Raw genomic sequence first — 13,945 nt, 5'->3', positions numbered from 1 at the left:
AGCATAGTCAAAAATAGAAAAGGATATCTCGTGGCAAAAGATTTTAATCTACAGCAAGTGGTCGATGGATATGATGTGCATATTCGAAAATTAATTCCTGCATATGAATTGGTGCACCAGCAAATACAAGCCATTTTAGACAGTGTATTGGAACCTGAAGCTCATACTCTTATCATTGGTTGTGGTACAGGTTATGAGCTGAATTATTTATTGGCTCAATGTCCGACATGGACTTTTACAGTCACAGAGCTGTCTGAAAATATGTTGCATAAAGCTCGACAGCAGGTCGAAGAACTCAGGCAGAGTCATCGTGTTAATTTTGTGCTGGGTAGTCATACTGAGTTTGAGCAGACAGAACAATTTGATGCGGTTCTTTGCATATTGGTAACGCATTTTATTGAACATGCTGAAAAACATAAATTCTTGCAAAAAGCCTATGATTTACTTAAAGCAAAAGGCATATTTTTAAGTTTCGATTTGATGCAGTTTAATTCTGAGTTAGAAAAGCTCGTATTACCAAAATTTTGTGAAAAAAATGGGCTAAGCAAGATTCAAACTAAAAAAATGATGCAGCGTCTAGCAGATGATTTTCACCTCATTGAGCAAAAAGACTATGAGCGTTTATTAGAAGACATGGGTTTCCAGTCAGTGCATTGTTTTACTCAAATCTTAAGTTATGCTGCATATTGGGCAATGAAAGATTAATCGACTCTGACATTGATTTGAATGTTTTTAAAGTAACAAAAGCTTAGCAATAGTATGAACGCTGAGGTTATGCTTAAGCTCAGACCTCATTTGACTGATTAATTCAACAAAACCAACTGTTCAGCTTACATAAAATCCCTTATTGTTCAGGTATAAAAAGAATCAATTGGATAGAAAATAATGTCACAAACAGATTTCGATTACATCGTTATTGGTGGGGGAAGTGCAGGGTGTGTACTTGCTGCACGTTTGAGTGAAGACCCAAATGTTTCCGTATGTCTACTCGAAGTCGGTGGGCAGGGAGATCAATGGACAGTGAATATCCCAGCGGCATGTGTCGTGAGTTTACCGACTAAAATTAATAACTGGGCATTTGAAACGGTGCCACAAGCGGGTTTAAATGGTCGTAAAGGATATCAACCACGAGGGAAGTGCTTAGGTGGCTCTTCTGCCATTAATGCCATGATTTATATTCGGGGTCATAAAAATGATTATGACCAATGGGCTGCACAAGGCAACAGTGGTTGGTCATACGATGAGGTGCTGCCATACTTTATCCGTTCTGAAAATAATAACCGCATACAAAATCAATATCATGGTAATGAAGGGCCGTTATCCGTCACTGATGTACAAACGGACAATATTTTCCATCAGCGTTATACTGAGGCCGCACAAGCTCAAGGCTATAAAGTGCTAGATGATTTTAATGGTGCAGAGCAGGAAGGTTTAGGCGTCTACCAAGTAACCCATGTTAATAGCGAGCGTTGTAGTGTGGCGCGAGCTTATTTGTTTCCACATTTAAACCGTCCAAATTTAACGGTATTGACCAAAGCCACAACACATAAAATCATCATAGAAAATAAAGTGGCGACAGGTGTTGAAGTCCAACATGCAGGACAAATGAAGCATCTAAAAGCAAAATGTGAAGTATTGCTGAGTGCCGGTGCGATGCAATCACCACAAATTTTGATGTTATCGGGTGTCGGCGATGAAGCTGAATTACAAGCGCATGGTATTGCGTTGAAACATCATTTGCCCGGTGTAGGAAAAAATTTCCACGATCATCCAGACTTTATTTTTGGTTATACCGTAAAAGAAACACAAGGTACTTTTGGTGTTTCGATCTCGGGTTCGATGGATATGGTCAAGCAAATTGGTCGTTATCGTAAAGAACGACGTGGCATGATTGCCTCGAACTTTGCTGAGTGTGGTGGTTTTATAAAATCCTCACCTGAATTAGATATTCCAAACTTACAGCTACATTTTGTTGTGGCATTGGTAGATGACCATGCACGTAAGTTCCATGCCAGTCATGGTCTGTCTTGTCATGTTTGCCTACTAAATCCACGCAGTCGGGGCTCGATTAAACTAAGCGGTTCAAGTATCAATGATCCTTTGTTAATTGATCCGAACTTCTTAGGAGATGAACAAGATCTGGAAGATTTGGTGAAAGGTTTTAAATTGACACAACAACTGATGTTATCGCCTTCTTTATCTACGCATTATAAGCAGGATTTGTTTACTTCATTGGTGAAGACTGATGATGATATTCGTGCCATCTTACGTCAGCGGGTAGATACGGTTTATCACCCTGTCGGTAGCTGTAAGATGGGTGTGGATGATATGTCCGTAGTAGACCCTGAATTGAAGGTCTATGGTATTCAAAATTTACGTGTCGTGGATGCGTCGATTATGCCTTCAGTAGTTAATGGCAATACCAATGCGCCAACGGTGATGATTGCAGAGAAAGCTGTCGATCTGATTCGCCAAACTCAGCAAGCAGCGAAAGTTGCTTAAGAAAGATGAAATGGCAGGGATAAAAAAACCACCAAGTTTGGTGGTTTTTTTATTTTCAAATTCGATTAGTTGATCTTTTTGAAAATGAAGTCATTAATTTTATGACCCGCTTCAATACCGCGACGTTCAAATTTGGTTTGCGGACGCCATTCTGGACGAGGGTAGCTATTGCCTTTGCCTGCAAGGTTTTCAAGACGTGGACGATTATCTAGCACGTCTAGCATCCATTCTGCATACGGTTCCCAGTCTGTAGCCGCGTGGAATGTACCGCCCATTTCTAATTTTTCTTCAACCAATGGCATACGGTCATGTGATACAAAACGGCGTTTGAAATGACGTTTCTTTTGCCATGGGTCTGGGAAGTATAATTGAACGGTGTTAATACTATTGTCAGGCATTTCACGAAGGACTTGAATGGCATCTGCATCAAGTACACGTAAGTTATTTAGACCTGCCATACCCGCTTCATAAACGCATTGCGCAATACCCGGTACGTGTACTTCAATACCCACAAAGTTACGTTCAGGATTTGCTTTGGCCATGAGCACCAATGAACGACCCATACCGAAACCGATTTCAACGGTTAAAGGGCGTTCTGGATGTTCAAAATGTTGACGCAAATCGCCAACAGGATATTCCAAAATTAGATGACCATATTGTTCCAGCGCAGTACGTTGTGAAGTATTGAGTGGAGTAGAACGACGCATAAACGTCACGATTTCACGGTGTTCGTTTAGGTTATCCAGTTCTACGGCTTGCTGGTCTAATTGATCGTTCGACATAACTTTGGCAAATGTAAAAAATTCGAATGCGGTATTTTAAGTCCTGAGTCTGACAAGTCAAACTTTTTGAACATAAAGCACCGAATTTCCGCATCTGCAAAGTCATAATCATTCGCTATTTCAAATGGATGAATTGCTTTTGAAACCTGAGTCTGAATATTAAGCTGCTTTTACACGCGGTAAAATGGCTTGTACCACCGTAGAACCCGCTTGAGAATCAATTTTAAATTGTCCACCTATACGTGAAATACGAGTTTTCATACTATGTAAACCTACATGAAGGCCACGTTCCACTAGCGTTGGATCAAATCCAATACCATTGTCTTCAATGTGCAGGATCAATTGTTTCTCAGATTCAGTTAATGCGATGAGTACTTCAGTGGCTTGACTATGTTTTAAAATATTCGTCAAGGTCTCTTCTGCTACTCGGGTCAGGTTGAGACATTGTGCTGCTGTTGGTGGAGTAATCCATGTTGTTGGAAATTGCCATTTAGATTTGATATCAAGTTCATCAAAGAGCTGTACAAAACGATGGCGGATAGGTGCGCCCCAGTCAATCGGGGTTTGGGGAACTTTAGTGTCAATACTGGAGCCAGAGTCGATAACTTGGCGTAGGTCATTTCTAAACAACTTGAGCATAGAGAGCACTTGTGGTTTTTCAACCTGATTATTTTGCTCAAGTAATAAGATTGAACGGACAATGGAACCACCTAAACCATCATGCAAATCATGCGATAGATTGATGCGTTCCTGTAAGCGGGCATTTTCAAGGGCTAAACTATGTTGCTGCCCAAGTGATGATGTGAGCTTTTGCTCAGCTTGCTGTACTTTTTCACTCAACGTTTGGTTAAAGCGTTCTATTTGCTTCTTATGACGTGCTATACGTAAAGCCAAAACGGCACCCATCGCTAATGTAGTCAGTGGGGCGCTATAGGGTGATAGAGGATGACCTTCCATCGTGATCATGAAATGCGCATCATGAAATGCGATGGGGATATAAATTACATATATGACTGCAATAATATAAGTTTCAGGAAGTTTTGCTTTATAGGCAATAAAAGGATAAGTCGCACATTTTCCAATAAAAATAAAAACGGCAATATTAAAAAATACAAAGATCACTTGGCTTAAATATTCTACAGGGCTAAATGCAATGCAGAATATTGCAGCTATTGAATAAATGATGAAGAAAATATTGATACGTGGAAACGTTCGATTGGCAAAATACCAAGCACCCAGACAGCCTGAAACGGTATATAAACAAAAGCAGATATTTTGTAAACGGTCCATCGTGATTGGTGTTAAGTAGGGAATTGCCTCAGTGCGTAAATAAAAAGCACTATAAATGACCCAACCGAAACACGTCACTGCAATCCAAAAAAACGCTTTTTCTTTACGGTTTGCTAACCATGATAGAAAATATAGGACACCGATCACCACATTGATCATGGCACTCAGTTGAACCAATAGGCTCATTTCTAAACGCCAAATATTGTATTTGGGTTTAACTTCCTCATCCGTTCCAATGATTACGTGACCAATACCTGAGTTCTGTGTGATCGAGCCGTAAGTTTGAATCCAAAGAGTATTTTGACCTTGCTTTAAACTTGATGCAGGTAAATTCCAAATACGTGGATGATATTGGCTACGTGAAGCACTTTCTGCTGTAATTGTATCTTGCCAAAGCAATTCATCGTTAATAAATACACGCCCACTATGAGTAATGCTTTCGATGGCAAGTGATATTGGAGCGCGAGCTACAAGCGAATCACAATGATAATTTATTAAAAATTTATACCAAGCAACACCCGCATAATTTGGCCAGCGTTTTTCCCAGCGGTCAGGAAGTTTTTCAACGTCGACCCAACCTTGGGTAGGATATAATTGTGGCTGATTAGGATTGGCTTTTGCGACTTCAATTTTTTCGATTTTAACTTTACAAGCTGAAGTATTTGCACCTGAGTCAGTATTGGCTTGAGCGGTATGAAATAATCCTATACAACTTATGCAAAATAAAAAAATCCATTTGAAAAAAAACATTTGGTGTTTATTCAAATGTTTTAAATTTTGTTCATCAGCCTGTAACATCACAATAACTTCCCCGTTTTTTGTTTCATTCAACAAAAAAATAATTTGGCGCAAATGCCGAAAAAATAAAAAGCTAATTGATTGTTTTTGTTTGATTTGGTTTGAATTATTGATGAACAATATACAGATATTTCATTGAAATGTGAATTTTTCCTCTTTTTATGAAGCCTTAGATACTGAATATGCTTAAGTTGGCTTAAAATATTCAGTAGGTATTAGGTATCAGTTCAATGATAACCCTAAGCTTTCAACAAGAATCAATCTGACATCCGTTCAATCAATGTGCTACTGGCCTCATTGAGTCCAATAAGCATAACCGTAATTCCTCGAGCTTCAAATTTTTGAACCACTGTATTTAAAATGTTTACAGACGTTATATCCCAAATATGCGCATGGGTTAGATCAATTTCTACTTGTTGGATTGGTTCATCAAAGTCAAAAAAATGATAAAAAGTTTCAGAACTACTAAAGAAGATTTGTCCATTCACAACATAGCGACGTTTTAAGTGCTCAAGACTCGATGTAACTTTAACCGAACTTTCTAACTGATTAATGATAAACAGGGCCGAAAGAAGGACGCCAACCAATACACCCAGTGCAAGGTTATGAGTCGCTAACACCACAATAACCACTGCGACCATCACCACATTAAACGAAGTTGGATGTTTGGAAAATTGTTTAACCGAATTCCATTGAAAGGTGGTAAATGACACCATCACCATAATTGCTACAAGTGCTGGCATCGGCACATAAGCCAACCAATCTTTTAAAAACACCACAAGGCAAAGCAAAAATACACCTGCCACTAAGGTAGAGAGGCGAGTATGGGCTCCTGAACTCACATTAATAATCGATTGACCAATCATGGCACATCCTGCCATACCGCCCATAAAACCACTGACGATATTTGCTAGTCCTTGTCCACGACACTCTTGGTGGCGATCACCTTCAGTACCAGTAACCTCATTGATAACCGTTGTCGTCATCATCGTTTCAAGCAAACCGACTGTAGCAAGCGTGATCGAATAAGGAAAAATAATTTGCAAAGTCTCAAAGTTCAGCGGAATTTCCGGTATCAGAAAAATAGGCAAGGTATCTGGAAAATGTCCAAGATCGCTGACTGTTCGCATATCTGACCCAAACAGTAAAGCCAAAACACTCAAGACGATAATACAAATCAGTGGCGAAGGAATCGCTTTACCAATTTTAGGTATGTATGGAAACAAGTAAATGATTGCTAAACCAAGTGCCATAAATAAATAGCCAAAGCTATCCATTTTTGAGATTTCGGGAAGTTGAGCTGCAAAAATTAAAATCGCTAAAGCATTTAAGAAACCATACACCACAGACTGTGAAACAAAGCGCATGAGTTTAGCGACTTTAAAATATCCAGCAATAATCTGAATAACACCTGTAAGTACAGTCGCAGCCAGTAAATATTGCAAGCCATGATCCTTCACTAAAGTAATCATGAGTAATGCCATAGCGCCTGTTGCTGCCGAAATCATGGCAGGGCGGCCACCAAAAAAGGCAATGGTTGCAGCAATACAAAAAGACGCATACAGACCGACTTGTGGATCAACACCCGCAATAGCAGAAAAGGCAATTGACTCCGGTATTAAAGCCAGTCCAACAACCAAACCGGCCAAAACGTCAGTACGAATATTGGAAAACCATTGTTCTTTTTTAAGTTGCAGCACAGTTCATTTCATCAAATTTTAATCGCGGCTATGTTAAAACATCTTTGTATAAAAATGCATAACAGTTTGACTTGAAATCTTTGCAAATATGGACAATAGTCAATGAGCATATATGTTTCTGCATTTACGCTTTTTTGCAATTTACAGGTTTGATCACTTGAAAGTTTGACAGAAGAGATTTAAAACATTGAATAGTACATAACAAGGATCAGATATGAAGCTTTATTATTCTCCAGGTGCATGTTCATTAGCATCACATATTATTTTAAATGAAATTAATGTAGATTTTGATTTGGTCCGTGTAGACCTTAAAACGCATAAAACAGAAAAAGGCGCAGATTATTACGAGATCAATCCTAAAGGTTATGTACCCGCATTAGAAATTAATCCAGGTTTAATTTTAACTGAAAATGTCGCGATTCTTCCATTTTTGGCGCAGCATGATCCAAAGCAAGATTTAATTCCACCATCAGGTCTTGGTCGTGCAAAAGTACTAGAGTGGCTAGGTTATTTGAACTCAGAATTGCATGATGCCTATGCGGTATTCTTTGGCGCACCATTAGATGCTGCCGCTAAAGAAAAAGCCTATGCAGAAATTGACCGTTTACTAACTTATATCGATAAAGCGATTGGTGAGTCAGATAACGATTATTTAGTCGATGATAATTTTGGTCCTGCCGATGCTTATCTTTTTGTACTAACTAATTGGTCAAATGGTATTGAGCATGATTTAACACCATATAAAAATATTATAGCGATTCGTAATAAAGTTGCAGAGCGTCAATCTGTTCAAATTGCGATGCGCGATGAAGGTTTAATTCCTTAATTCCTCAAACGCATAAAATAAATAACCGTCTATAGAGACGGTTTTTTTATGAGGAGTATTTTTTATTAATATTCAAATTGGGTATAAAAATCATCAAAATTAATATTTTTAAGTGTCAATTGTTGTGGTGCTTTGAAAGTGGACCACTTTGTTTGAGTTTGGGTATCTTCAAACATATTGCCACCCAAAATTTCCTTGCTCTTTAATGTCGAAAAATTATAACTCTTTGAGGTTTCTTCACCTGAAGCACGGTGGAAACTGTTGTAATCAAAACCGATGAGATCAAATCTTTGATTTTGCCAACGGAAGGTATAGTTGTGGCGGGGCCATTCCCAACCACCGCAAGACATAAAAAAGCTAAAGTCTATTGATATGTTGCCTTTCTTAATTACAACGCCTTCTGTTTCAGCTAGCGGGTCGAGTAGGCATGAATTGGGTTGCTCAGCGACAGGGATGCTACTGTTTTCTACGATTTGCTGATACCCCTGTGCAGTTTTAAAAAAGACAATGAGCTTTCTTGGATTGTCGTGAATTATTTTCCCATCTTCATTTTTATGAATAATGTCATTTTTTTGCTTTTCAATAATCATGGCAACATCTGACATTTGATCTTTGTTTAGATCACCTGTAGTTGCCATTAATATATTCCAACCTTTTGGCGCAAGCGGTTTGGCCAGAGCAAGTACTTCGGCAAGAAGCTGAACCGACAAGCTAATAAGGCTAGCAACTAAGATAATTTGTGAAATTTTCATTGTTTTATCTTTGTCATAGATAAAGAGGACTCGATTGAGTCCTCTTTATAGCTTGATTCACGTTTTATTTAAAGCTGTCTTAGTCAAAGCAGTTTATTTAAAGAAATATCCTGTTTCAGGAGAACTTGCATTTGCCATACGTTTACGCGGCATACGACCTGCTAGGAACGCTTCACGACCTGCTTCTACCGCTTTTTTCATTGCAGATGCCATCAATACTGGGTTTTGAGCGGCAGCTATTGCGGTATTCATAAGCACGCCATCACAGCCCAGTTCCATCGCAATCGCTGCATCACTTGCCGTACCAACACCTGCATCGACCAATACAGGAACTTTGGCATTTTCTTTAATAATCGAAATCGTATGCGGGTTTAAAATCCCAAGTCCTGAACCAATCAAACTACCCAAAGGCATAATCGCTACACAGCCCATGCTTTCAAGCTCTTGAGCGACGATAGGGTCATCTGAGGTATAGACCATAATTTCAAAGCCGTCATCAATCAATGTTCGTGCAGCTTTTAAGGTCTCTGTGATATTTGGGTATAGCGTTTTTTCATCACCCAATACTTCAAGTTTCACCAAATTGTGACCATCTAAAAGTTCACGTGCCAACATACAGGTTCGTACTGCACTGTTTGTATCAAAACAACCTGCGGTATTTGGCAGAATCGTATACTTTTCGGGTGGGACGACAGAAAGCAAGTTGGGTTGATCGGGATGTTGCCCAATATTTACCCTGCGAATCGCTACTGTAACAATCTCAGCGCCACTGGCTTGAATAGCTTGATCCGTTTCGGTCAAATCTTTGTATTTTCCCGTGCCGACCAATAAACGTGAATTAAATGTACGTGAACCTATGATTAAGGGGGTATCTTCCATGGGGACTCCGTTTTAGCCGCCACCTACGGCATGAATAATTTCTATATGATCAAGTTCGAAAATTAGCGTTTGCTCTAATTTGCTTTTTGAAATGATCATTTCATTTTTTTCGACAGCAAATCGTTTACCTTCCAATTGCAATTGTTGAACCAATTGCAGCAAATTTTTGCATTCCGTTTGCTGTGCTTCGCCATTTAAGTAAATCTGCATTGGTGTTGAAATCCATTGATATCGTGGGCAAAAAGAAAAGGCTAAGCTTGGGCAACTATCTTATGAGTGACCAAAGCGTTATAAATATTATTTTGCGTATTTAAGAGCATTCCATGCCAGTATGAGCCATCCCGCAATCATTAGTGCACCACCAATTGGGGTAATTGCACCCAATCCACGTGGTAAGCCAAGTGCCATGACATATAAAGAGCCACAAAAGAAGAAAATACCAATTTGGATCAAGAGAAAACTGGCTTTAATAGGGAGTTGCGGAATGACTTTACTCAGTATAGCGAGCGCCAACAAACCTAAGGCATGATAGAAAAAGTAATCTGTTGCGGTTTGCCACCAAGCCAACTGTGCTTCAGTTGCTCGAGCTTTTAATCCATGTGCACCAAAGGCACCAAGCATGACAGCAAAGGCCAAGTTAAGTGCAGAGATCCCAATCCACATGTGCATTCACCCTAACAAATTTTGCGCATAACCATAGCATATTATCTATGCAGGGTTAAGTGAAACCTAAGCATAAAAAAAAGAGCATCGAAATGCTCTTTTCTCATTTATGTTAGGTACAACTATCGATACTAATTTGATGACATTGCAACTTTGATTTTTTCCATTGCATTTTTTTCTAACTGACGAATACGCTCTGCTGAAACATTGTATTCAGCTGCAAGTTCATGCAATGTCGATTTTTCATCATCTAACCAACGGCGCTGCAAAATGTTACGTGAACGATCATCAAGTTGATCCATTGCATCATGTAAAGCCGAACTGCTTTGCTCTTCGTAATCTTCTTCTTCTGCAAGTCGGGCAGGGTCATAACGATTGTCTTCAAGATACAATGCAGGGGCAACATGGGTTGAACCTTCATCGTCGTCATCACCTTGCGCTTCAAATGCAGCATCATAGGCAGTCAAACGACCTTCCATTTCTAAAACTTGTTCAGCTGTTACATTTAAATCATTTGCAATCGACTGAGCTTCAGCAAGCGTCAATTTTTTAGATGATTTTTTTAAGCTACGTAAATTAAAGAATAATTTACGCTGTGCTTTGGTGGTCGCAATTTTAACAATACGCCAGTTACGAATCACATATTCGTGAATTTCAGCTTTAATCCAGTGCACTGCAAATGACACTAAACGTACGCCCATATTTGGGTCAAATCGCTTAACTGCTTTCATTAAGCCCAAGTTGCCTTCTTGTATAAGGTCACCTTGAGGTAAGCCATAACCTGCATAGCTACGTGCAATATGCACAACAAAACGTAGATGCGACATCACCAGCATTTTGGCAGCATCTAAATCTTGGTCATAGTAATAACGTTCAGCCAGCTCTTTTTCTTGTTCGGCTGTTAAAATAGGAATCTGGTTAACAGTACTAATATAAGCACCAAGATTCACCCCGGGTGCCGATAATGACAGGGGCATCAATTGATTGCTGCTGTCACTCATGTTTTCTCCTTGAGAACTAAAAATGGGTAAGCCCAATAACTAAGGTTCATCTTAATCCAATAATCTAGCAAAAAATGGAAATTTGGGTATAGAAATGTAAAGTTTTATGCAAATATGAAGCAAATATGTTTAACTTAATCTTATTAAGATTCAATTAAGTAATGATATTCACAATCTGAAATTTTGTTCATTTCACAGTTTAAATGATGTATTTGACAGTAACGTGATACATCCTGTTGACTGTGCGGATCTGATGACTTTAAGAGTAATATTTGCTCTGGACTATTTTTTAGTGCTTTTTTGAGCATCAGCAAAGGCATTGGGCAGGGTTTACCCATAGCATCAACTGTTATTACCGACTTTTCCCCAGCATTCACAACACAATTCCAACATATTTACCAATCTATGGAAATATTAGCAAATAAGGTGCCAAATCCCAACAATTAATCGGCAAAAAATGCACCTCAATTATTGCTCAAAGTATGTGAAAAAATAAGATTATTCAAAAGGAAATTAGATCAAAAAAATCTATTATTTGGTGTGAACCCGTGTTAAGCTCATTGTGTTATTAAGATTTTTATAGGCTGTGAAGCCTTTTTAACTCTTGATATATTTGGATGTAACCGGGATTTTGTTGATAGTTTTACAGAATGATTACAAGCTTAGAAATAAAAATATTTTTTAACCTTGTCAAGTCTGCTGTTTGCAACACCGGGTGGTCCTTCTTTTTTAAGTACGATAAGGATTAACTTATGACAGCTCGCGAACAAGGCGTTGTTAAATGGTTCAACGACACTAAAGGCTTCGGCTTTATTCAACGTAACGGCGGCGACGATGTATTCGTTCATTTCCGCGCAATCATGGGTGACGGTCACCGTTCACTTCGTGACGGCCAACGCGTAGAATTCAGTGTTGTAAAAGGTCAAAAAGGCTTTCAAGCTGAAGAAGTACAACCATTAGACTAATCGTCTAATTGTACGATAAAACGCTCCAATGTAAATTGGGGCGTTTTTTGTTTATAATGCATTAGAATTTTGTGATTATTCATTTAGGGCACATTTATGTCATCAGGTTTTGAAACCTTAAATTTACATCCAAACCTAAAAAAAGCGATTGATGCTTTAGGTTTTAAGGATATGACGCCGATTCAGCAAAAGGTTTTAAAATTTACATTGGCGGGCCATGATGCGATTGGTCGTGCTCAGACAGGTACGGGTAAAACAGCTGCGTTTTTAGTCAGTGTGATTAACGACTTGTTGAATAATCCAATTAAAGAACAGCGCTTTCGTGGTGAACCACGTGCTTTGATTTTGGCACCTACACGCGAACTCGCTTTGCAAATTGAAAGCGATGCAAAAGAGTTGGTGAAATTTACAGACCTCAATGTTATGACATTACTAGGTGGCGTTGATTTCGATAAACAAAAAAATCTACTCAATCGTAATTTCGTTGACATTATGGTGGCAACGCCAGGTCGTCTGATTGACTTCGTCGAGCAAAAAGAAGTTTGGTTAGATCAAATTGAGTTTTTGGTGATTGATGAGGCTGACCGTTTATTAGATATGGGTTTCATCCCATCTGTTAAGCGTATTGTGCGTTTCTCACCGCGTAAAGAACAACGCCAAACCCTAATGTTCTCCGCTACATTTAGTTATGACGTGTTGAACTTGGCTCAGCAATGGTTATTTGAACCTGTAACCGTTGAAATTGAACCAGAAAAGAAAACCAATGCTGACGTTGAACAGCGTGTGTATATGGTAGCGAAATCTGACAAATATAAGCTGCTAGAAGATATCTTACGCGATGAGCCGATTGAGAAAGTGATGATTTTCGCCAATCGTCGCGATCAAGTGCGTAAGTTATATGATCACTTGAAGAAAGATGGTTATAAAGTGGTGATGTTGTCAGGTGAAATCGCTCAAGACAAACGTCTGAAAATGCTCGATCAGTTTAAGAATGGTCAACATAACATCATGATCGCAACCGATGTTGCAGGTCGTGGGATTCACGTTGACGGTGTATCGCATGTGGTGAACTTTACCTTGCCTGAACAGTCAGATGACTATGTGCATCGTATCGGTCGTACAGGACGTGCGGGTACACGTGGTGTAAGTATCAGTTTCTTATCTGAAGATGATGCATTTTCTTTACCAGAAATTGAAAAAGCCATTGGTCAAAAATTACCGTTAACACGTCTAGATGGTTATTGCTAATTTGACTTTGTGTTCTTCGAAATAAAAAAAGCCACCCATCGGTGGCTTTTCTTTATGCATATGATTTAAATGCGGATGTACTTAAGTATAAACATGCACTTAAGAATTAATTTGCACGACAGGTAAAAGTTAGTACCGTTTGATAATCGTCATCTTTACTGATATTGCCGTTATTACCTGTGATTGAGCCAAGTACACCAGCAGCAGCTTGAATCATTTGTCCAGTTTTTTCATCCACAACCCCTTTTAATACGCCGTTGTATTCTTGTCTTTCATCAACAACGATAGGGGTGGCATTTTTACCACAAGTGCTGTTTGCCGCAGCAATTGCATTATTTTTTGCCGTTAAGCTGGTTTTGCCGACAGCTGTGACTTCATATTGATTGTTGGGTTTTTGAATCGCTAAAGATTTAGATGGTGTGCTCGCACATGCAGAAAGCAAAATAGCTGCACTCATTGAAGTCACAATCGTTGCTGTTGTTTTCATAGATTTCATGGATAGCCCCGAATGAAGAAACATTTTGATTAATTGGAACATA

General features: G+C 39.0%; 15 protein-coding genes. 5 read left to right on the top strand and 10 right to left on the bottom strand.

Annotated features, from left to right (window positions below):
• The first annotated feature begins 30 nt into the window (after nucleotides 1-30).
• Both B9T33_RS05000 and B9T33_RS04995 read left to right on the top strand, forming a co-directional pair.
• Nucleotides 31-705 carry an SAM-dependent methyltransferase gene (locus tag B9T33_RS05000; RefSeq protein ID WP_086177848.1) on the top strand — a complete coding sequence of 225 codons (675 nt, stop codon included), beginning with the start codon at nucleotides 31-33 and terminating at the stop codon, nucleotides 703-705.
• Between the two features lie 180 nt (nucleotides 706-885).
• The gene (locus tag B9T33_RS04995; protein WP_086177847.1) at nucleotides 886-2,502 is read left to right on the top strand and encodes a GMC family oxidoreductase; all 1,617 of its coding nucleotides are present in this window, start codon (nucleotides 886-888) and stop codon (nucleotides 2,500-2,502) included.
• 65 nt (nucleotides 2,503-2,567) lie between these two features.
• Here the strand turns inward: B9T33_RS04995 and trmB are convergent, their stop codons facing one another.
• The 3 genes from trmB to B9T33_RS04980 form a co-directional block, all read right to left on the bottom strand.
• The gene (gene trmB / locus B9T33_RS04990) at nucleotides 2,568-3,284 is read right to left on the bottom strand and encodes a tRNA (guanosine(46)-N7)-methyltransferase TrmB (protein ID WP_086177846.1); all 717 of its coding nucleotides are present in this window, start codon (nucleotides 3,282-3,284) and stop codon (nucleotides 2,568-2,570) included.
• 159 nt (nucleotides 3,285-3,443) lie between these two features.
• Nucleotides 3,444-5,372: an ATP-binding protein gene (locus tag B9T33_RS04985; protein WP_228145787.1), complete on the bottom strand. Its 1,929-nt coding sequence runs from the start codon at nucleotides 5,370-5,372 to the stop codon at nucleotides 3,444-3,446.
• 257 nt (nucleotides 5,373-5,629) lie between these two features.
• Entirely contained in the window at nucleotides 5,630-7,072 is a 1,443-nt protein-coding gene (locus tag B9T33_RS04980) for a SulP family inorganic anion transporter (protein ID WP_086177844.1), read from the bottom strand.
• A gap of 214 nt (nucleotides 7,073-7,286) precedes the next feature.
• On the opposite strand from B9T33_RS04980, the gene B9T33_RS04975 reads away from it, so the two are divergent.
• Nucleotides 7,287-7,898, top strand: a complete 612-nt coding sequence (locus B9T33_RS04975; protein ID WP_086177843.1) for a glutathione binding-like protein — start codon at nucleotides 7,287-7,289, stop codon at nucleotides 7,896-7,898.
• Nucleotides 7,899-7,963: 65 nt separating this feature from the next.
• Here the strand turns inward: B9T33_RS04975 and B9T33_RS04970 are convergent, their stop codons facing one another.
• From B9T33_RS04970 to B9T33_RS04945, 6 genes are all read right to left on the bottom strand, one after another.
• A complete protein-coding gene (locus tag B9T33_RS04970; RefSeq protein ID WP_086177842.1) occupies nucleotides 7,964-8,650 on the bottom strand; it encodes a hypothetical protein in 687 nt (228 codons plus the stop codon).
• Between the two features lie 93 nt (nucleotides 8,651-8,743).
• Entirely contained in the window at nucleotides 8,744-9,529 is a 786-nt protein-coding gene (locus tag B9T33_RS04965) for a thiazole synthase (protein ID WP_086177841.1), read from the bottom strand.
• Nucleotides 9,530-9,541: 12 nt separating this feature from the next.
• Nucleotides 9,542-9,739, bottom strand: a complete 198-nt coding sequence (gene thiS / locus B9T33_RS04960; protein ID WP_086177840.1) for a sulfur carrier protein ThiS — start codon at nucleotides 9,737-9,739, stop codon at nucleotides 9,542-9,544.
• 87 nt (nucleotides 9,740-9,826) lie between these two features.
• Complete coding sequence (locus tag B9T33_RS04955; RefSeq protein ID WP_086177839.1) at nucleotides 9,827-10,192, bottom strand: DUF423 domain-containing protein; 366 nt, start codon at nucleotides 10,190-10,192, stop codon at nucleotides 9,827-9,829.
• Nucleotides 10,193-10,323: 131 nt separating this feature from the next.
• Nucleotides 10,324-11,193, bottom strand: a complete 870-nt coding sequence (rpoH, locus tag B9T33_RS04950; RefSeq protein WP_086177838.1) for an RNA polymerase sigma factor RpoH — start codon at nucleotides 11,191-11,193, stop codon at nucleotides 10,324-10,326.
• Between the two features lie 143 nt (nucleotides 11,194-11,336).
• On the bottom strand, nucleotides 11,337-11,570 hold the full coding sequence (locus tag B9T33_RS04945) for a sulfurtransferase TusA family protein (protein ID WP_265733589.1): 234 nt from the start codon (nucleotides 11,568-11,570) through the stop codon (nucleotides 11,337-11,339).
• Between the two features lie 375 nt (nucleotides 11,571-11,945).
• On the opposite strand from B9T33_RS04945, the gene B9T33_RS04940 reads away from it, so the two are divergent.
• Together B9T33_RS04940 and rhlB are read left to right on the top strand one after the other, a co-directional pair.
• A complete protein-coding gene (locus B9T33_RS04940; RefSeq protein ID WP_086177837.1) occupies nucleotides 11,946-12,158 on the top strand; it encodes a cold-shock protein in 213 nt (70 codons plus the stop codon).
• A 96-nt stretch (nucleotides 12,159-12,254) separates the two neighbouring features.
• A complete protein-coding gene (rhlB, locus tag B9T33_RS04935) occupies nucleotides 12,255-13,406 on the top strand; it encodes an ATP-dependent RNA helicase RhlB (protein WP_086177836.1) in 1,152 nt (383 codons plus the stop codon).
• A 106-nt stretch (nucleotides 13,407-13,512) separates the two neighbouring features.
• On the opposite strand, the gene B9T33_RS04930 is transcribed toward rhlB, so the two are convergent.
• Entirely contained in the window at nucleotides 13,513-13,893 is a 381-nt protein-coding gene (locus B9T33_RS04930) for a hypothetical protein (RefSeq protein WP_086177835.1), read from the bottom strand.
• Between the last annotated feature and the right edge of the window lie 52 nt (nucleotides 13,894-13,945).

The organism is Acinetobacter sp. ANC 5054 (assembly GCF_002135295.1).
GTDB lineage: Bacteria > Pseudomonadota > Gammaproteobacteria > Pseudomonadales > Moraxellaceae > Acinetobacter.
The sequence above is the reverse complement of the archived record's forward strand: the minus strand, read 5'-3'. Positions and strand labels throughout refer to the sequence as shown.

What these genes read in the sequence shown, in the direction of transcription:
- rpoH (WP_086177838.1), bottom strand. Translation starts at nt 11,193, where the DNA reads ATGAGTGACAGCAGCAATCAATTGATGCCCCTGTCATTATCGGCACCC.
- B9T33_RS04985 (WP_228145787.1), bottom strand. Translation starts at nt 5,372, where the DNA reads ATGTTACAGGCTGATGAACAAAATTTAAAACATTTGAATAAACACCAA.
- B9T33_RS04965 (WP_086177841.1), bottom strand. Translation starts at nt 9,529, where the DNA reads ATGGAAGATACCCCCTTAATCATAGGTTCACGTACATTTAATTCACGT.
- B9T33_RS04995 (WP_086177847.1), top strand. Translation starts at nt 886, where the DNA reads ATGTCACAAACAGATTTCGATTACATCGTTATTGGTGGGGGAAGTGCA.
- thiS (WP_086177840.1), bottom strand. Translation starts at nt 9,739, where the DNA reads ATGCAGATTTACTTAAATGGCGAAGCACAGCAAACGGAATGCAAAAAT.
- B9T33_RS04975 (WP_086177843.1), top strand. Translation starts at nt 7,287, where the DNA reads ATGAAGCTTTATTATTCTCCAGGTGCATGTTCATTAGCATCACATATT.
- trmB (WP_086177846.1), bottom strand. Translation starts at nt 3,284, where the DNA reads ATGTCGAACGATCAATTAGACCAGCAAGCCGTAGAACTGGATAACCTA.
- rhlB (WP_086177836.1), top strand. Translation starts at nt 12,255, where the DNA reads ATGTCATCAGGTTTTGAAACCTTAAATTTACATCCAAACCTAAAAAAA.
- B9T33_RS04930 (WP_086177835.1), bottom strand. Translation starts at nt 13,893, where the DNA reads ATGAAAACAACAGCAACGATTGTGACTTCAATGAGTGCAGCTATTTTG.
- B9T33_RS04940 (WP_086177837.1), top strand. Translation starts at nt 11,946, where the DNA reads ATGACAGCTCGCGAACAAGGCGTTGTTAAATGGTTCAACGACACTAAA.
- B9T33_RS04970 (WP_086177842.1), bottom strand. Translation starts at nt 8,650, where the DNA reads ATGAAAATTTCACAAATTATCTTAGTTGCTAGCCTTATTAGCTTGTCG.
- B9T33_RS04955 (WP_086177839.1), bottom strand. Translation starts at nt 10,192, where the DNA reads ATGTGGATTGGGATCTCTGCACTTAACTTGGCCTTTGCTGTCATGCTT.